We start from the raw sequence: 18,972 nt of genomic DNA, 5'->3' as shown, positions 1-18,972 counted from the left end.
CCGCAGCCGCCCATCACGCACACTCCACACCTGAAAGAAGGTCCGTCGTATCGCTGGCTCGTGATCTCTGGACGACCATGAAAAAGCCCTACCAACTGGTATATACATATTGACATATGTACGAGCTTAAGGTACACTTTCAGCAAAGGCATAGAAAGTACGAAAGCTTTTTTGTAGAAATTGTCAGTTTTTTAGGCAAGGAATTAGAGTGGCTTCATGGTGAAGTAGAAAGGATGGGGTCTACAGCATAATAATTCTTATAGGCATGACTTACCTGTCTAAATTATTCTATTGAGAATAGACACTCGGTTGTTCTAACAACTTGATGTACGAAAGACAGGGAGGCCATAAAAACGGTAAATACGCCTATTCCCTTGTTACTTGAACTGTATTCAGGTCAACTGGTCAAGCATAGGATTTGTAGCATGGATTGCTCAACAAATAAATGCAAGGAGTACCTCGTGGGAAAAGCAAAATTGTGGCGGGCCGGGGGAGTCAGTCTAACTCTCCTGCTGTTACTGATCACTCTCTTCTATGTGCCTTCAATCGCACATGGAGCTCCAGAAGCTAGCATCGTTTCAACCCCTTCCAATGTGGCGGTAGTCTCTACCGGGCCACAGTCCATCACCCTTAGCTGGTCTGCTTCTACTGATAATTCAGGAACAGGGGATGTGCCAGCCTACTATGTGTATCACGGTTCACAAATCGTAGCAACCTCAATGGGAACTTCTGTGACGATTAGTTCATTGCTTGCCTCGACCAGCTATACATTTACGGTGCAAGCGTATGATAAAGATGGAAATACCTCGGCGCAGAGTCCGGCACTTACAGCATCAACCCAGGCGTCAGGCAGTACCCCTTATCAAAGCATTGCTTATTTTGATCAATGGGGGATCTATGGTAACAGCTACTATCCCTCAAATGTGGATACATCCGGGGCAGCCTCCAGACTAACGACCATTATTTATGATTTTGAGAACATCGATCCCACCAATCTCACTTGCTTTGAGACCATTAAGGCATCCGATGCAAGCAATGAAAGTGACCCTAATGCAGGTGATGGGGCGGGTGACGCGTTTGCCGATTACCAGAAGAGTTACAGTTCGAATTCCGTCGATGGGAGCAGCGATTCCTATAGCCAGCCAATCAAAGGAAACTTCAACCAGCTACGCGAGCTCAAGGCAAAGTATCCCAATCTGAAAGTGTTGCTTTCACTTGGTGGCTGGACCTATTCCAAATATTTTTCGGATGTGGCCGCGACCGCTACATCACGGCAAAAATTTGTCAGCTCATGTATCTCAATGTTTCTCAAAGGCAACGTTCCCACGGGTATCAGCGGTGACTCTTCAGGTGGTCCAGCCGCCGCGGCGGGTATCTTTGACGGCTTCGACATCGACTGGGAATATCCCGGCACCGCCGGACACACTGGCAACCATTATGGTGCTCAGGACACCGCGAATTATACCCTGTTGTTACAGGAGTTCCGCAACGAATTAGATAGCTATGGTGGAAGTATCGGCAAACACTTCCAACTGACAGCGGCGGTACCTTCGGGACAAGACAAAATTGCCCACATTCAGACCGACCAGATTGGTAAATACCTTGATTATGCTGATGTCATGACATATGACATGCATGGAAGCTGGGATAGCTCAGGCCCGACCAACTTCCAGGACCCACTCTACTCCTCGCCAAACGATCCATCGCAGCCAATCGCACCTGGCAACGAAAAATATACGATTGACGCCTCTATCCATGACTGGACAGCAGGTTCAGCTAGCTATGGAATACCAGGAGGATTCCCTGCCAGCAAGGTCGTGATGGGTATTCCGCTTTACTATCGCGGCTGGACAGGAGTTCCGGCAGGAAGCAACCATGGCCTCTATCAAACGGCCACCGGTCCATCTTCCTCCTTCCCATACAGCCAGCAAGCGGGAACCGTAGATTATAAAGAGCTGGCAGCCGTAGGCTTGACCGGTAACGCCAATGACAACTTCTTTGACCCTACTACCCAGGCAGCCTGGATTTATGATGGCACAAACTTTTATACCGGAGACACCCCGCAATCAATCGCGGCGAAAACCTCCTATATCAAGAATCATAACCTGGCTGGAGCCATGATGTTCTCCCTCGATCAAAATGATCCAGCTGACACCTTACTCAATGCAATCACGGATGGTCTGTCAGGTGGCACGATCCCGACACCAACTCCCACGCCAAACCCAACGCCATCGCCAACGCCCAATCCAACGCCATCGCCAACGCCCAATCCAACCTCAACACCAACACCAACGCCAACGCCGACACCAAACCCGACCTCAACGCCAACTCCATCACCGACACCGACTCCGGGCAATCTGGTAGCGAATGGAGGTTTTGAGTCAGGGGATCTCAGTGGTTGGAGTTGTGATGCAGGAGATACGGTCGTCAGTAGTCCGGTGCATAGCGGCGCTCATGCGCTACAACTGGCTCCTTCCAATTCAACCACCGGGCAGTGTACACAAACGATCAATGTACAGGCGAATCACACCTATACATTGAAGGCATATGTACAGGGAAACTACGCCTATCTGGGTGTGAACAGCTCTGGTAACAATTGGACGAATAACAGTAGTTATGGATTGCTAAGTTATTCATTCACCGCAGGTGCTACAACCACAAGTATTACTATCTATGTGCATGGATGGTACAGCCAGGGAAATGTCTATGTCGATGATGTTTCGCTAAGTTAAGGTTGAGAGACCGGCGCAGTTCAGGCCCGCCGGTCTCGCGCAACCTCTCTATTAGAAGCATATTGAGCATAGAATGCAAGGAGAACAATGCAATGTTCCGCACAAAAATCCCACACATATTTGTCATATTGTTGCTGCTTGGCAGTATGATAATGATCCTCATCTTTAATAGACCATCAGGAGCTTTGGCTGCTGGAGGGAACCTTGTTGCCAACCCTGGTTTTGAGACGGGTGATCTCAGTGGTTGGAGTTGTGATGCAGGGGATACAGTCGTCGGTAGTCCAGTGCATAGTGGTGCCCACGCGCTACAAATAAATCCCAGCAATGCTACAACCGGCCAATGCTCACAGACCATCAGTGTACAACCCAACGCGGCGTACACCCTCAGTGCATATGTGGATGGATCATATATGTATCTGGGCGCCAATGGCTATGGCAGCAACTGGCTGAGTAGCAGCAGCTACACGCAGTTATCTTATACTTTTACAACAGGAAGCTCCACCAATAGCGTCACCATCTATATTCATAGCTGGTATGCCCAGAGCAGCAGCTATGTGGATGATGTAAGCCTGAGCGGTCCGGGTGGCACAGGTACGCCAACGCCAACGCCAACCAATACACCATCACCAACAGCCACGACTACCCCATCGCCCACTCCCACCGTCATACCGACAGCCACACCAACGCCGTGTCCAGCTTGCGGAGGAGGGCTGCCCAAACATATTTTGACTGGATACTGGCAAGACTTTACGAATAACGCCCCGGCATTAAGATTGAGCGCAGTCGATGCGCAATATAATCTAATTGCCGTCGCCTTTGCCAATGCTGATCCCACCACTCCAGGAGGGGTAACATTTGGCATTGATTCAGGGCTCTCCTCCGCCCTGGGAGGCTATACGGCAGCGCAATTTAGCAGCGATATCGCGACGCTTCATGCCCAGGGGAAGAAAGTCATTATCTCCGTTGGCGGTCAAAATGGCACGATCAGCGTTGGCGACGCGACCGCAGCAACGAACTTCGCGAACAGTGTATATCAGATAATGAGTACCTACGGCTTTGATGGGGTGGATATTGATCTTGAAAACAGCATCAATCCAACCTATATGAGCAGTGCTTTACAGAAACTCTCGGCCCTGGCTGGCCCCAATCTCATTATTACGCTAGCGCCTCAGACGATTGATATGCAGTCAACCTCCAGTGCTTACTTCCAACTGGCCTTACAGATCCAGAACATCCTGACCGTGGTTAATATGCAGTACTATAATTCGGGCAGTATGAATGGATGCGATGGAAAAGTTTACTCTGAGGGCTCAGAAGACTTTTTGACGGCGCTGAGTTGTATCGAATTGCAAGGTGGCTTACGACCTGACCAGGTGGGTATCGGGGTGCCGGCGGTAAGTGCCGCAGCCGGTAGCGGATATGTGGCACCATCCGTGGTCAATGACGCCCTGGATTGCCTGGCAACGGGTACGCATTGTGGTTCGTTCAAACCAGCTACGACATATCCAACCATTCGTGGAGCAATGACCTGGTCAATTAACTGGGATGCATCCAATAGTTTCAACTTCGCACATACAGTCGGCGCACACCTTACAACACTCCCTTAAAGAATGCTACCCCTTCTGCTTCCTGCTCCATCTCCACCCGAGGTGCGAAAGGAACCAGAAGGGGTTTATATTGTCTAGTGCGAGCTAGCAAGCCAATCCAGAGCAGCAGCAAACCTCCTATTGGCTGAGAAAGCCAGTCATTCGCCCCCTTTACCTTCGCCCATAGATAATTGGCTTCCGCCATTCAGGCAATGCCCAGGAGGTCCATGCGGAAATACGTCTTTGGCGCCTGCGACGCCGGGTTGGGGGTGTGGAGTGTATGGTGGGCGGCCGCGGCCGCCCAATACCGTTGAGATAAGAAAAGCTCAAACATGGTGATTGCTATCGGACGACAAGTCCTCTACCTTTCTTTGAGCATCCAGGCAACAAGAAAAGCGATGTCATAGGTTCGGGCCTCAGCGCCCGATTGCCGCCCCGGTAGGGCGGTCCGGTCTCCTCGCCGCTTGGTCTCTCGTCACCGACATCTCGACCCACGCGGTGCCCAAACGCATGGTCCGTGTGTGGGCACCGCGTGAAGGAAGGGCAAATACCATGGGGTGCCTCAGCGCTGGGATACCGGGCCCCACTACCGGTGGGGCAATCGGGCGCTGAGGCCCGAACCTATGGGCCCGAACCTATGGGCCCGAACCTATGACATCGTCTTTCTTGTCGATTTTTCGTACAGGAAGGGAAAAGGGGGAGCAGGCTCCAATCCCGTGTTTCTGAGCTCCAATTCTTCGTATCTCAACGGTATTGTGCGGCCGCCTACCACACACACTCCACGTCTGAAAGATGTACATTCTCTGGACGAACATGAAAAAGCCCTGGTCATTCCCATGGGAAGTATTGACAGAATGCAATAAACTTATGTATACTTTTTGCAAACGCTTACTTATTATTTTCATCGAGGAAAGATATGTCGGAAGGTCTGGAAGAGATTGCTGCGAAAGCAGGCGTATCGATTGCCACAGCATCGCGTGCTCTTAATGGCAAGGGTGGTGTTAAAGAAGAGACAAGGCAACGTGTGCTGACAGTAGCGCAGGAGATGCAGTATTCTGTGTCAATGGTTGGTCGTGGATTGGCAACATCGCGTACAGAAACGATCTGTTTTGTGGTCAGCAGCAAGTCGGACTCTCTCAACGATGATCCATTTTACCCAATTATCATGCGTAGTCTAGAGTCTGAATTGTCTAACCATGGCTACCATCTGCTTATAACGACTATAGATGTCACACAGAGTAAATCGGCTAGCGAGTTTCGACCTGTCATGGAGCGGCGTGTGGATGGTGTAATTCTGGCAGGACCAGATATACCACCACGTTTGATCGTTGATTTGCAGCAGCGGGGCATTCCCGTATTGTTGGTTGACAACGATCTGGCGGCTCTATCGATTGATACTGTGAACAGTGACAATAAGCAAGGGGGGCTAAAGGCGACCGAGCATCTTATCCAGCATGGCCACAGCGCGATTGTATCTTTGTTAGGACCAAATAGCTGGTATAGCTCACTTATGCGTGGGCAGGGATATCGAGAGGCCATGGTTGCTGCCAATCTGACCCCAATGGTTTTTCATGTAGATGCCACGACTGCGAAGACCGGAGCCCTGGCAATGCGCCAGGCACTGGAAGCTGTTCCAAATCTGACGGCGGTGTTTGCCGCTAATGATGCGATGGCCGTAGGGGCTATGCGTGAGTTGCTTCAGCAGGGGCGTCGTGTACCTGAAGATGTCGCGGTAATTGGTTTTGACGATGTGGCTATGAGCGAACTGTATGAGCCACCTCTGACAACAATTAGAGTATATAAGCGTGAAATAGGCAGACAGGCTGCTCGCCAGATGCTTGATATGCTGAGTGAGAATAGCAGTACCGAGCGTGCCCCAATGCAGATCTTGCTCTCGACCGAACTGATGATCCGCCGTTCTTGTGGTTGTAAGACGATCACAGAGCATTAGTGGTCATCTGGTAAATTTTTTGTGTTGTTCGATTTAGCTATCGCTTGCTGGTAGTGCCTACAGTCATCCTTTCCATATGACAAGCATGACTAGCAGTTGAGCGACAATGGAAGTGAAGGAGTCTAGCAATGAAGCTGACCAAAATTTTTTCTGGTTTGGCTATATTTATCGTTGTTTCCCTCTCTCTGGCTGGCTGTGGAGGCAGTCAGAGTAGTGGCTCTGATAGTAGTAGTAATAATTTAACTTTTTGGTCTGGGTCCAATCCTCCTGAAATGGCTTTCTGGACCGAGATGGCTAAAGAGTATACTGCTAAAAATCCTTCTGTTAAGATTGCGGTTAAACCTATCCCTGAATCTCCCACTTCGGAGGCTGGTATCCAGGCCGCTCTGGCTGGAAATACCGCTCCAACCTCTTCAGAGGGTATCTTTACCGGGTTTGGTAGCCAACTTTCGCAGTCGCAGGCTTTGGTGCCATTAGACCAGATGCCTGGATGGGATAATGTGTTAAAAGCTCGCCATATGGAGAACACTATCCAGGGCTGGAAGTTTTCTGATGGCCATTCATACATTTTGCCTATGTATTCAAACGCCATCATGGTTGCCTGGCGCATGGATATTCTGAAACAACTTGGTTATAGTCAGCCTCCACATACGTATAGTGAAGTGTTGGCACTGGGCCAGAAGTTGAAAGCCAAATTCCCCGATAAATATGTCTGGGCACGCCCTGAACTGGCCAAGGATACCTGGTACGAGCGCTGGTTTGATTTCTTCACCCTTTATGACGCTGCTACGAACGGGAATTCTTTTATCAGCGGCGGTAAGGTGACGGCAGATGACCAGGCAGCTGTCTCGACGCTGTCATTGTTACAGCAGATGTCCCAGAAAAAATATCTCCTGGCGCAGACGATTACTGATCCGTTTGAGAACGGCAACTCTGTAATGAGCATCATTGGTCCCTGGGCCTTTACGACCTGGCAGCAGAAATACCCCAATCTGCAACTGAACAAGAGCTACGTTTTAACATCGCCTATCGTGCCCGATAATATGGCGAGCACGCAGAATGTCAAGACGTTTGCTGACTCCAAAGGCATTGTCATTTACAAACAAGCCTCTGAAGCACAGCAGCAGGCTATCTGGAAGTTTGTCTCATGGGTTCTTTCTGATCCACAGCATGACCTGACGTGGCTGAAGACCACAGCACTTCCTCCTGCTCGTGACGATCTCAGCACGAATTCGGCCTTTACGTCCTATCTCAAGCAGCATCCTGAACTGGTCGCGTTCACTGATAACATTGCGAACGGTGTGCCACCAATTAAGAACGGGAAATATGCTGATATTCAGCAGAAGTTAGGCGCTGATGCAGTCATCCCGGCAGTTAAAGGTCAGGCCAGTCCGCAGAATGCCTGGAATGCTTTTAAGTCGGATGTACAGTCGTCCCTGGGCGGAAATTAGTAGTTTCTGATTGGTGAGGACCTCCTTTTCTCCTGTGCTGCTGTATGCCTGGGAGAAAAGGAGTGGCCCACCAATCTCCTCTTGATAAACAAACTGTATCCTCTTTTCTTTAGAGTAAGAGTGCGTGTCGCGCGCTATGAAGCACGAAATGATCCATTGCTTGCTTAAATTCTATTTCAGGATAAGCCTTGCCATGGAATTGCATCGATATAGTTCTGTTTACCAGTGCAATGCGAGGATTTTGCAATGATACACACGCAAGGTGGACAAGAAATGGCCAGGGTCCCGGTTGAGCACCAGCCCAGGACCAGGCAATCAGCAGCCAGGAGACGCGGGCGAGCTGGAAGTAAATACTGGTTATATATTATCGCGATACCAGTGGCGCTGATAATGGTGATTCCTTATCTGTATCTGCTGCTGCAATCGCTGGCGCCCTGGGATCAAGTTGACAAGACTTTTTTTCCTACTGGCCTGACATTGAAATCGTATCAGTGGCTCTGGACAGGCGGTGGCTATGAAGCGCAGCCGTGGCTCAGTGCGCTCTTCAATAGCGTGTTTGTGTCGGCGGTGGATAGTTTCTGTATGGTTGCCATTGGTGCAATCGTAGGCTATGGCCTATCGATTATGGAATTTCGTGGCAAGAAGTTTATCAATGGTTTTATTCTCTTCCAGATGTTCTATCCTGGGATCATTTTACTGGTGCCAACCTTTCTGGTTATACGTTTCCTGGGGCTGTACAACTCGGTCTGGGCAATGATTATTCCAAGGATGGTTGGCCTGTGGGCGATCTTTATGTACACAGGTTTCTTTCGCTCAATCAATATGGAGGTAATTGAGGCTGCACGCCTGGATGGGGCCAGTGAGTTATCGATTATCTTTCGCATCATGTTACCGATCTCGCGCTCAATCACATCAGTTATTTTCCTGTTTGTGTTTATGGATCGCTGGACCGAGTTGATGTGGGACCTGATTGTGGTGAAGGACCCTGCACATCAGACATTGAATGTGTTGCTATCAACGATGTTTGGTCCATACGGCTCTTATCCGGGTCCGTTATACTCAGCGGGCGTGTTATTGACGTTCCCAATCCTGGCACTGTTCATAATCTTTAGCCGCAACTTTGTCAAGGGTGTTCAGTTTGTCCTGCGCTAGGCCAGGCATGCCTATTATCTGTGAGGGGAAGCGATATGATTGGTGCTCATAAGGTGAATCGGGGAGGTCGTGAACCAGGTGCTATCAAGCGGGAAATCCAGGGCTGGCTATTTTCAAGTCCGTACCTGGTGTCACAATAATCTTCTTCCTGATCCCACTGATCTACAGTATTTATCTGGTATTCCAGGATTGGAACTTAATTTCGCCGACGCCCGTTTTTGTGGGGTTAGCCAACTTTAAAGAGGCATTGGCTAGCTCGCGTGTCTGGGCTGCCTTCTGGGTATCCTACAAGTTTATGCTAGGCTTTATCCCGTTGGTTCTGGTTGCATCCATTTGCCTGGCGCTGATTGTGCAGCATCTACCCAAATGGAAGAGCCTCTTCGCGGTAGCCTTCTTTTTACCGTATCTGGCTTCAGGTGTTGTGTCGTCGCTGGTGGTGAAAGGTGTACTATCCTATTCAGGTCCACTGAATACATTTTTGCGTGCGACCTTTGGTAACTCTCCTGATTGGTTGGGGACCCCGACGCTGGCAATGATAGTGATCGTCGCGATGGTTGTCTGGAAGATGGCTGGCTACTATGCATTGATCTTCCTGTCAGGTTTACAAGGTATTCCGACCGAAATCTACGAGGCTGCGGCGATTGATGGTGCTGGACCCTGGCGGGCGTTCTGGCAGGTCACCCTGCCGATGCTCTATCCCGCTTTTTATACCGTGTTAATTCTGGCTGTTGGTATCGCCTTATCGATCTTTACCGAACCATATGCATTAACGCATGGCGGGCCCGAGATGGCAACGCAGACCTGGCAGCTTGAGATTTACTATCAAGCTTTCGACCAGTTCCGCTCTGGATATGGTGCGACGGTCGCCTTGCTCAATGCGGTGGTAACATTGATCACGATCTTGATTATTCGCAGAGTTGTTGAGGCCTGGGGCCATAAAAACGGTTGGAATTAATTTGTCGGTATAAACTATTGAGGATACGAGGGCACTGATTTTCCTGGCGGTCTCTCAGTGCCTTCATAGCCTCAATCACAGCGTTTCCCTGATCAGGGGCGCAGAATGAGAACTGTTATTAAGGAGTATTTGTGATGGCTGATATCGCCAAAAGATTTGCAAACAATCCTCTCTTACATCCACGCGATGTACGGCCCAGTATAGATGGCCTGGTTGTTGAGTGTCTGCTGAATCCCGGAGCCTTCAGGTTTCAAGATAAGACTTATTTATTATTGCGTGTCGCTGAGCGTCCCGAGCAGAATAGCGACACGGTAAGTGCCCTGGTACTTGATCCGGCTGCACCTAAAGGATTACGTATTCTCTCCTGTAAAAAGGGGGATCCAGAGTTGGAGTACGAGTCCGACCCTCGTAGCTTCACGTATCGCGGCGACACCTATTTGACCACATTGTCACATCTGCGGCTGGCCTCAAGCACCGATGGAGTGCATTTCCAGGTGGAAGAGGAGCCTACCCTGCTTGGTGAGGGTCCGTTGGAAACCTTTGGCATTGAAGATGCTCGTGTAACGCAGGTTGGTGATGTCTACTACCTGACTTTTACTTCTGTTTCGGCTGATGGTTATGGTGTTGGCATGATCAGCACGCGCGATTGGCGGCACTTTGAGCGCCATGGCATGATTATCCCGCCTAATAACAAGGATTGCACCCCGTTTAGCGAGCGTATCAATGGCAAGTATTACGCGTTGCATCGTCCTTCAATGGCACCTGGTGGCCTGGGTGGTAATTATATCTGGCTGGCTGAGTCGCCGGATATGGTCCATTGGGGCAATCACCAGTGTATTGTGCGCACCCGTCCAGGCAAGTGGGATTCCGCTCGTATTGGTTGTGGTGCTGCTCCCACCCGCACGTCTGAAGGTTGGTTAGAGATCTATCATGGCGCCGACGAGCATAATCGCTACTGCCTGGGTGCTCTGCTGCTTGACCTGAATGATCCTTCTAAGATACTGGCGCGTTCTGAGGAGCCCATCATGGAACCGTTAACCGAGTATGAGACCAATGGCTTCTTTGGGAGCGTTATCTTTACTAACGGTATCGTTGAAAACGGCGACGAAATCACTGTATACTATGGAGCCTCTGATCTGGTTGTCTGTGGTGCTACGCTCTCGATCAGCGAGATTTTGAGCACTCTGAAGTAGAAAAAGTAGCGCGAAAAGGAGTGTGCAATGAAAAAACGACCAGGCCTGGGTATTGTTGGCTATGGTGGTTTTGGCGAATTTACCGCGCAAGTTTATGCTCAAATGCCACAGGTACGTATTGTAGCTATTACTGATGTTGATGTCGCACGACGTGAAAGCGCCGCCGAGCGTTATCATGCGCGCGCATATGCAGATCTGACAGCGTTACTGGCCGACCCCGAGGTGGATATTGTGGTCATCAATACTCCTCCCTGGCTACACGCTTCACAGGCGATGGCTGCGGCTGAAGCCGGAAAACATATTTTCCTGGAAAAGCCACTGGCTACAGAGCTAGAGGATGCCGATATCCTCCTTGCGAAGCTCAAAAAGCGACAGGTGCACCTCACCATTGATTATGTGTTGCGTCATGTTCCTGTCTACGAGACGCTGCTGAAGGTAACGAAGAGCGGCTTGCTCGGAGATGTAACCTATATGCGGCTGGAAAATGTTGCTTCAAACGAAGCCCTGCACGATCAGCACTGGTTCTGGCAGCGCTTGTATAGTGGTGGTATCTTCATCGAGCACGGAGTCCATTTCTTTGATCTTTGTAACCAGATCAGTGGAGGACATCCTGTTCACGTGTCAGGTGCTGCTCACAGTGGACCCAATGACCGTCAGGATCGTGTGATGGCAGCGGTTACCTATGCTAATGGTACTCTTGCCAACTTTTATCATGCTTTTGATCGTCCCGCGATCCTTGAGCAAACTGTGTTGCGCGTCGTGCTAGAACGCGGCTCAATTGTCGTTACCGGTTGGATTCCTGACCATCTTGAGCTAGAGGGCACCCTACCAGCTGAGCAGCGCAATCAGCTTGAGTCATTGCTTGGTGTGCCTTTGACGGTACGTGATGTACCTGCTCCCGTCGGTATTAGCGGCGCGACCGCTGGCCAACTGGTTCAGGCAACGCTCGACCGTGCGGATCGCAATGCGGACTATGTAGAAGCGGTGAAGCGTGGTATGGCCGATTTCGTGATGCAGATCCAACAGCCTGACTACACGCCCCTTGTCACATTTGCAGGATGCATATGAGAGTTTCCGCCTGGCATTCCTGGCTCAACGTTCCATTGATGATGGACGCAGCCTCGATATTCGCTAGTTCACTCAACGCAAAAAGAAGGCCTCACTCTGGCGTACTACCAGTGTGAGGCCTTCTTTTTGCGTTGAGCGGATTACCCAGGAGAGTTATGAACTGTCTTATTCGTGCTCCCCGGGCCATGTGAAGGTTACCACCGCGCCGGCGGGTAGCGTATAAGAGAACGTGCGGTGTTGCACCTGAACCTGGAAGGTTGTGGCCCCGGCGCTGCTTGCGTTGTTATTGTAGACAACCAGCACATGGGAGCCATTCTGGTTAAGGAAGGCGACATTCTCAAGATTGCTACTGCTGCTCGTCGAGGCGATACGCGTAGCACCAGGGATGACGAACTTACTGAAATGTCCCAGACCATAGTAATCAGAGTTCTTCGTCACCGTGCCGTCCGCGGCGATTGAGATAACACCACGGCATGTGCCACACGATCCGGAAGTATCCAGGTGAGGATTGCCGTTGGGATCGAGCGCCAGGCCCAGCGCACAACTGTTTTGGAACCATGGACGGTTGAATTGATCCCCAGTTCCATGACCGACTTGAGCGTCGCGGCAAAGGTTGGATTATTATTGTTCTCCCACTGTCCACCCGAACACTCGGTCTCATAGATATCTTTCTGGCCATAGAATTGATCCTGCGCGCTGGCATCTCCACCATAGCAGTGGAACGCGATGCCGTCTACATATTTGGCGGCCGGGCTATTAAGGATCGCGCGAGGATACTCTGGTGTATCCCAGTTATGATCAAAGGCCAGAATCTTTGTCTTGACGTGACCCTGCTGGAAGGCAGTGCCCAGGTGCATAATGAAATCCGCTTCATTGCCAATGGCCTGCCCGTTGGAAGTCTGACTGGTGGCAGGCAAGAGCATCGTTGGCATATAATTGCCATTCTGCGGCTCATTTTGGGGAGTGATCGCGTAGATCGGTATGCCTTCATGCTGATAGGCCTGGATAAATTTGACAAAGTACTGTGCATAAACCTGGTAATACTTTGGATTGAGATATCCCTGGTTAATACTGGCGGTGCCAGAGCCTCCATAGGAGAACTGATTGAGTCCCGATCCCTGCACGTTATCATCGATGGTCGTAACGCCGCTCGCTGAGATAATATCGACGCGATCAGGATTAATACCATTCCAATGTGCGTTACTATTCTGCTGACCCGTGACACGCACCTTAAGTGTATGCTGGCCAGCCGTCAGGGTCGGGCTGGTGTAGACCAGCGTGTTACCAGCATTCGTGGGTGAGTAGAAATCAACCATCGTCTCGGGGCCACCATCGATGGAGAAAGCACCGATGCCGTGGTCTGTCCCCACGACTCCATAGAACTTGATCTGCGTACCATTAAAGGTGATGGATACATAGTCGTTGGGGTATTGTCCCAGCTATTGCTCCCATCATAGAAGCCCAGCCCACTACCATCACAATTGGTGCAGTGGCCCCAGCTATTGCCGGGCAACTTCATCCAGGCGGGTGGTGACCAGGGAGTCGCCATAATCTTGAGATTGGGATTGATGCGCAGAGCTTCCTTGAGCAGCGAAGTAATGTGATAGCGATCATCCTGCGCAATCGAGAAATGGCTGAGTGTAGGATCAGTCTGACCGGCAGGCATATCATCGTAGGTATATTCCCCGACCCAGTTCTTGCTCGTGTCCAGCGGTGGGGCAAGATCAGATGAGCCCATCGGTTCGCGCAAGAAACTCAGCCCGATCCCTGTATGTGGATCAAAGAGCGAGCGCATTACTTGATGCTGATCAATATTGGGTTGAGATAGGACCACCGCCGATGAGGCAGTCAAAGAAGCGCCAAAACCAGTCATGCGCTGATATTTCTGCGCATCATTGATGGTAATGGTAGGGACATTTGTGGTAGTGTTGCCAGAAAAAGAGATGGCTGGCTGTTGTTTCAGTAGATTGCTCTGATCAGGAGTTGTGAGCCAGGGATTTACTTTTTCACCAGCAGCAGCCTGCGCCGGCGAAGAATTGATCATAGCCAGTGAGGCCACGCTCAAAATAAAACAAACGGCAATAAGAGGACGACCAATTTTTGATATCAATCGAGACATAAATCCTCCTTGATAGAACGTCTCCTGGGAATAAACCGGCGCATCCACGCACCTCTCAACCATTATTATACGCATCTCTCAACATTTATGGCAAACGTTATCTATGAGCGCTTGATGAGCTTAAACGTGCATTACAGTGGCGTCAGATGCAGCCGGAGTGGATCTATTTGTGTGACTGACTATCAAAGACCAGGGATTTGATTAACTAAAGGGCAGTTTTTCTTGGGCCAGGGATTGAGATGGGTTCGTGTTGCAGTGAGCGTTTATGTGATCACTCTGTGATTGCCGAATAGTATGATAAGTAATGGATCCGAGAAGTGTTTTACGTTCGAGCAGTGGACCTTTGCTTATTTGCTTAAAGGAGGTGCACAATGTTGCCACCCCATTCTAGAGCCTCTTCCTCATGTGCTCAGCATGATCATGAGGCTAAGGGCTTCGTTGCCACATCACCCTGGATCCAGCACTACCAGCAGGGAGTTCCAGCGCACATCGAGCTTCCAGAGCATACGCTAAACTGGCTCCTTGAGGATGCCGCTACCCGTTATCCAGAGCGTACCGCCTTGAGCTATTTTGGGACAAAGCTCACCTACATCCAGTTTTCTCGCCAAGCCAATCGCTTCGCGCTCGCATTGCAACATCTGGGAGTAAAAAAGGGTGATCGTGTGATGGTTGCCCTGCCAAACATTCCTCAGTATCCACTGGCTTTTTACGGTATCTTGAAGTTAGGAGCCGTGGTGGTACCCCTTAATCCTCTCTACACCGAGCGCGAAATGCAGCACCAGATCGTGGACTCTGGAGCGCAGGTGATCATTACGCTTCCTACCCTCTATTCACGCATTTGTGCCATCCATAAACAGACCGAACTGAAACACATCATCGTCACCAGTCCCGCTGATTTTTTGCCGCCTATCGCACGCATTCTTTATACCCTTACGCAGGGTCGCACCCTCCATCTGGCTTATCTTGCCTATAAAGAAGCGCACTCCGACCCCGCTCTCCACATCATGTCTGATATGTTACGGCGAGAAAATAAAGATGCGGAAGTAGCGCCTGTAGAGATTGCTGCCTCAGACATTGCTGTCTTGCAGTATACAGGTGGGACAACCGGGCTGGCCAAAGGGGCAATATTGACGCATCGCTCTTTGCTGGCCAACGCCATCCAGATACGCTCCTGGTTTACCGAAATTCGAGATGGAGAGGAGAGCGTACTCTGCGTGACACCGTTCTTCCATGTCTACGGACTGACAGCATGTATGAACGCCTCGATTCTGCTCGCTGCCACGATGATTCTAATACCGCGTTTCAAGATAAAAGACGTAGTAAAAGCTATTCGGCGTGAGCATCCCACGCTCTTCCCTGGCGTCCCAACTATGTATTTTGCTCTTCTCCCTGAAGCTAGCAAACATCCGAAGTATTTTCGATCGATCAAGTATTGTATCAGCGGCGCAGCCCCATTGCCTGCAAAAGTGCAAGAGCGTTTTGAAAAGATTACACATAGCAAGCTTGTCGAGGGTTATGGACTGAGTGAGGCGGGACCTGTTACGCACTGCAACCCATTAACTGAGCAGTGCCGAAATGGCAGTATTGGCCTACCGCTGCCACAAATTGATGCGGCCATTGTGACACTGGAGACCGGCGAACCAGTTTCTATCGGTGAAGTGGGCGAACTGGTGGTCCGAGGGCCGAACATCATGCAGGGATATTGGAAGCGCGCAGAGGAGACAGAGGCGATTTTCCGTAATGGCTGGCTACGTACAGGAGACCTGGGAAAGATGGATAAGGATGGCTACTTCTATCTTGTTGAACGGGCCAAGGACATGATTATTGCCAGTGGACTAAAAGTATATCCGCGCGAGGTCGAAGAGGTTTTATTACGGCACCCCGCCGTTGCGGAAGCAGCAGTAGTTGGCGTCCCAGATGCATATCGTGGGGAAACAGTCGCAGCGTTTATCGTCCTGAAACGTGAGATAACAGCCTCTGAACAAATCCGGCAGACGCTGCTCCAATTTTGCCAGCAAGAACTGGCGGTATATAAAGTGCCGAAGGTGCTGGAGTTCCGCACCAGTTTGCCCAAATCTTTTATCGGAAAGGTTTTACGAAGGGAGCTACGGGCCCAATTCATCCACGAAAACGATGTGCCAGATACGAAATAATCCAGGGTTTATGTTGTGACAGGGATAATGGATCTGGGGTGGGATAGAAAAAATGAATACACATATGCCGCCTGTAAAAGTGGTAAGTAGTAGCAGGCCGCGCCACGAACAGAGACGCTTCTACCTCGACTGGCTCAAAGTGCTGGCCGTGCTAGGAGTCTTTGCAGCGCATAATATCGATGCCCTGGATATTATCAGCTGGCGTATCAGGTATCAGGAGCAGAGTGTTGGTATCATGACATTTACCAACTTTGGTGCGATGTGGGGCATGTCCCTCATGTTTCTCCTGGCTGGTTCGACGGCCTGGTTTGCGTTAGGCTCCAGAAACGGTGGTCAGTTCATTAATGAGCGTATAATGCGCCTGCTCATCCCATTCTTAGTCGGTGTGTTACTCCTCTCACCCGTCGAGGCATATTTCGAGGAGCTCAGACTTGCACTTTATAAAGGTAACTTTGTCCAGTTCGTGCCATACTTTTTTACTAACCTGCACATTGATTGGAATCTGCGCTGGTTAGCAACTGTTTCGTTTCATCTCTGGTTTCTGGCTTTTCTGTTTCTAATCTCGGCCGCAACACTTCCTTTGCTCATATTACTCAGGCGGGAAGCAGGACGGAGCTTCATGTGCAAACTTGCTAGCGTGTGTGAAAAGCGCGGTGCTCTGCTGCTGTTCGCGATTCCTATAGTTTTTATGCAGATCATCCTGCGCGCACCATTTCCTGGATACCAGAACTGGGCGGATTGTTGCACCTGGGTGATCTGCTTCATTTATGGATATATTCTGGCTTCCGACACACGTTTCGAGCAGGCCATCAGATCTGAAAAGGGTCTTATGTTGCTGATAGGAAGCGTATGCATTTTTCTGGTGTTACTGTTTTATATTGCTGGATATGTTGCCCGCTGGGAAGCAAGCCCTTATTATTCAATTGGCTACATATGCTACCAGATTTTACGTGGGTTGATAGTCTGGTCTCTGCTTGCTCTGGCTTTATACATAGCATTGCGCTTTATAAATTTCAGCAATCGCTTGCTGCTTTATGCCAATGAAGCGGCCTTGCCTTTCTATATTGTGCATTATCCAATTATTGTAATCAGCGCATTTTTTATCAAAGGGTGGAGTGAAAATATTCCACTAAAATTCATCTTACTCAGCAGTATCTCCCTGACCTTAACTCTACTAGTATACGAGCTGCTTGTGCGACGTATCCGTATGCTACGCCTATTGTTCGGTATGAAGGTACAGAACAAAAAGATATTAGCTAGCACTGCAAATAAAAGCTAGACCATAGTCAAGCATGGCTTGACTAAAATACTGGCGATAGCGTATGATACAGCTGTCGTTAGCGTACAGCTTTAGCCGGGCACCTTTTGTATCGCAAACAAGGTACCATTTTTTCACTATGAAATCTCCAACCACAATTTTATCCAGCGTACAGCTGCAGCCAGCTATGAAGTATAGGCTACGCATCTCTGAACTTGTGCGCAGACTATTTCTCATTTTCTTTTTGCTCAGCCTGGTATATGTCAGCATCTCTATGTATGTTGCCATGCGGGTAGTTTTTGTAGCGCCACTACCAGTGACGCAGACGCCAGCGGCATTCAATCTCGCCTTCCGCGATGTTACCTTCCCAAGCCGGGAGGATCATTTGAAGATAAGGGGGTGGTTTATTCCTGGTGTGCTGGCTGACGGGCATCTAACTACTGAGCGCACGCTCATTCTCGTCCATGGTCTACATTCCAATCGAGCCTCCCCTTTGCTGCTAGGTCTTAGTGCGGACCTGGCTCGCCGTGGTTTCGCCATTTTAGACATTGATCTGCGCGGCCATGGTCAATCTGCTCCCGCGCCCTTATCAATGGGCTATTTTGAGCAGCGTGACGTATTGGGAGCAGTTGATTTTCTGCACTCCGGCTCATTACCTTATCCAGAATTGGGGCGACCGCGTTTTATTGGAGGGTGGGGCGATTCGATGGGGGGCGCGACGATGCTGCTGGCAGCCGCGCACGAACCTGCGCTGCGAGCTATAGTAACCGATAGCGCGTTTGCCGCCATTGTACCGCTGCTCAAGGAATCCAATGTTCCTTCCCTGTTTCTCCCTGGCGTCCTGGAGTCTATTCGTGCGCTCTATGGCATCAACTACGATACCGTACGTCCAGTGGATGTGGTGGCAGAGATTGCTCCACGCCCAATCTTATTTATCCAGGGAACAGCTGATACAGTGGTCCCGCCAGATAATATGCATGAACTGGCAAGCGCGGCCATGGATACACGCCACGCAGATGTCTATACCTGGCTGGTATCTGGAGCAAATCATATCGAATCGTTTCAGCGTATGGGTACTGTCTATGTTGATCGGGTAGCAAAGTTTTTCACAGCGGGGCTGGTTCCTGTACAAAGATAAGAGCAACATTTTGCCTTTGAGCCGAGCCCTGCTACCTCCTTTTATAAATTCTGCAATGAGGCTAGTGATTTCCCCGCTTGTTTAAACATGATTTTTCCGTTTTGGCTCAAGTGTGGAAGAATACATATCCATGCTCTGCTTCCTGATTAAGACGAGAGAAGCAGATGGACACTCTGGGATGACATTTGTATTGTTGGACATTAAGCATACAAGCCA

General features: G+C 50.0%; 13 protein-coding genes and 1 pseudogene. 11 read left to right on the top strand and 3 right to left on the bottom strand.

Annotated features, from left to right (window positions below; all coding sequences use genetic code 11):
* The first annotated feature begins 461 nt into the window (after window positions 1–461).
* The 8 genes and pseudogenes from EL645_RS28440 (at window position 462) to EL645_RS28405 (ending at window position 12,088) form a co-directional block, all read left to right on the top strand.
* Window positions 462–2,732 carry a glycosyl hydrolase family 18 protein gene (locus EL645_RS28440; protein WP_174845325.1) on the top strand — a complete coding sequence of 757 codons (2,271 nt, stop codon included), beginning with the start codon at window positions 462–464 and terminating at the stop codon, window positions 2,730–2,732.
* Between the two features lie 92 nt (window positions 2,733–2,824).
* Window positions 2,825–4,339, top strand: a complete 1,515-nt coding sequence (locus EL645_RS28435; RefSeq protein WP_126554918.1) for a chitinase — start codon at window positions 2,825–2,827, stop codon at window positions 4,337–4,339.
* Between the two features lie 895 nt (window positions 4,340–5,234).
* Complete coding sequence (locus tag EL645_RS28430) at window positions 5,235–6,269, top strand: LacI family DNA-binding transcriptional regulator (protein WP_126554916.1); 1,035 nt, start codon at window positions 5,235–5,237, stop codon at window positions 6,267–6,269.
* Between the two features lie 128 nt (window positions 6,270–6,397).
* Window positions 6,398–7,720: an extracellular solute-binding protein gene (locus tag EL645_RS28425; RefSeq protein WP_126554914.1), complete on the top strand. Its 1,323-nt coding sequence runs from the start codon at window positions 6,398–6,400 to the stop codon at window positions 7,718–7,720.
* A 390-nt stretch (window positions 7,721–8,110) separates the two neighbouring features.
* Window positions 8,111–8,872: a carbohydrate ABC transporter permease gene (locus tag EL645_RS28420; RefSeq protein ID WP_371865831.1), complete on the top strand. Its 762-nt coding sequence runs from the start codon at window positions 8,111–8,113 to the stop codon at window positions 8,870–8,872.
* Between the two features lie 35 nt (window positions 8,873–8,907).
* A pseudogene (locus EL645_RS28415) lies at window positions 8,908–9,827 on the top strand (carbohydrate ABC transporter permease).
* Window positions 9,828–9,961: 134 nt separating this feature from the next.
* Complete coding sequence (locus EL645_RS28410; protein WP_126554909.1) at window positions 9,962–11,020, top strand: glycoside hydrolase family 130 protein; 1,059 nt, start codon at window positions 9,962–9,964, stop codon at window positions 11,018–11,020.
* A gap of 27 nt (window positions 11,021–11,047) precedes the next feature.
* Window positions 11,048–12,088: a Gfo/Idh/MocA family protein gene (locus tag EL645_RS28405; RefSeq protein WP_126554907.1), complete on the top strand. Its 1,041-nt coding sequence runs from the start codon at window positions 11,048–11,050 to the stop codon at window positions 12,086–12,088.
* A gap of 165 nt (window positions 12,089–12,253) precedes the next feature.
* On the opposite strand, the gene EL645_RS28400 is transcribed toward EL645_RS28405, so the two are convergent.
* The 3 genes from EL645_RS28400 to EL645_RS28390 are packed head-to-tail and all read right to left on the bottom strand — an operon-like array spanning window position 12,254 to window position 14,207.
* Window positions 12,254–12,526, bottom strand: a complete 273-nt coding sequence (locus EL645_RS28400; protein WP_161977771.1) for a glycoside hydrolase family 30 beta sandwich domain-containing protein — start codon at window positions 12,524–12,526, stop codon at window positions 12,254–12,256.
* Window positions 12,523–13,458, bottom strand: coding sequence for a glycoside hydrolase (locus EL645_RS28395; protein ID WP_161977770.1), 936 nt, complete (start codon window positions 13,456–13,458; stop codon window positions 12,523–12,525). Before EL645_RS28395 ends, EL645_RS28400 begins: the two co-directional genes overlap by 4 nt.
* On the bottom strand, window positions 13,341–14,207 hold the full coding sequence (locus EL645_RS28390; protein ID WP_161977769.1) for a glycoside hydrolase: 867 nt from the start codon (window positions 14,205–14,207) through the stop codon (window positions 13,341–13,343). The genes EL645_RS28395 and EL645_RS28390 overlap by 118 nt, the downstream gene beginning before the upstream one ends.
* 371 nt (window positions 14,208–14,578) lie before the next feature.
* On the opposite strand from EL645_RS28390, the gene EL645_RS28385 reads away from it, so the two are divergent.
* The 3 genes from EL645_RS28385 to EL645_RS28375 all read left to right on the top strand — a co-directional run bounded on the left by EL645_RS28385 (window position 14,579) and on the right by EL645_RS28375 (window position 18,756).
* Window positions 14,579–16,360, top strand: coding sequence for a long-chain-fatty-acid--CoA ligase (locus EL645_RS28385; RefSeq protein ID WP_126554900.1), 1,782 nt, complete (start codon window positions 14,579–14,581; stop codon window positions 16,358–16,360).
* A 52-nt stretch (window positions 16,361–16,412) separates the two neighbouring features.
* The gene (locus EL645_RS28380; protein ID WP_126554898.1) at window positions 16,413–17,639 is read left to right on the top strand and encodes an acyltransferase family protein; all 1,227 of its coding nucleotides are present in this window, start codon (window positions 16,413–16,415) and stop codon (window positions 17,637–17,639) included.
* Between the two features lie 118 nt (window positions 17,640–17,757).
* On the top strand, window positions 17,758–18,756 hold the full coding sequence (locus EL645_RS28375) for an alpha/beta hydrolase (protein WP_161977768.1): 999 nt from the start codon (window positions 17,758–17,760) through the stop codon (window positions 18,754–18,756).
* Window positions 18,757–18,972 lie beyond the last annotated feature (216 nt).

Source organism: Dictyobacter kobayashii, assembly GCF_003967555.1.
Taxonomy (GTDB): Bacteria; Chloroflexota; Ktedonobacteria; order Ktedonobacterales; family Ktedonobacteraceae; genus Dictyobacter; species Dictyobacter kobayashii.
Note: the sequence above shows the minus strand (reverse complement) of the source record. Positions and strands in the feature narration are given on the sequence as shown.

What these genes read in the sequence shown, in the direction of transcription:
- EL645_RS28435 (WP_126554918.1), top strand. Translation starts at nt 2,825, where the DNA reads ATGTTCCGCACAAAAATCCCACACATATTTGTCATATTGTTGCTGCTT.
- EL645_RS28430 (WP_126554916.1), top strand. Translation starts at nt 5,235, where the DNA reads ATGTCGGAAGGTCTGGAAGAGATTGCTGCGAAAGCAGGCGTATCGATT.
- EL645_RS28425 (WP_126554914.1), top strand. Translation starts at nt 6,398, where the DNA reads ATGAAGCTGACCAAAATTTTTTCTGGTTTGGCTATATTTATCGTTGTT.
- EL645_RS28420 (WP_371865831.1), top strand. Translation starts at nt 8,111, where the DNA reads ATGGTGATTCCTTATCTGTATCTGCTGCTGCAATCGCTGGCGCCCTGG.
- EL645_RS28410 (WP_126554909.1), top strand. Translation starts at nt 9,962, where the DNA reads ATGGCTGATATCGCCAAAAGATTTGCAAACAATCCTCTCTTACATCCA.
- EL645_RS28405 (WP_126554907.1), top strand. Translation starts at nt 11,048, where the DNA reads ATGAAAAAACGACCAGGCCTGGGTATTGTTGGCTATGGTGGTTTTGGC.
- EL645_RS28390 (WP_161977769.1), bottom strand. Translation starts at nt 14,207, where the DNA reads ATGTCTCGATTGATATCAAAAATTGGTCGTCCTCTTATTGCCGTTTGT.
- EL645_RS28385 (WP_126554900.1), top strand. Translation starts at nt 14,579, where the DNA reads ATGTTGCCACCCCATTCTAGAGCCTCTTCCTCATGTGCTCAGCATGAT.
- EL645_RS28380 (WP_126554898.1), top strand. Translation starts at nt 16,413, where the DNA reads ATGAATACACATATGCCGCCTGTAAAAGTGGTAAGTAGTAGCAGGCCG.
- EL645_RS28375 (WP_161977768.1), top strand. Translation starts at nt 17,758, where the DNA reads ATGAAATCTCCAACCACAATTTTATCCAGCGTACAGCTGCAGCCAGCT.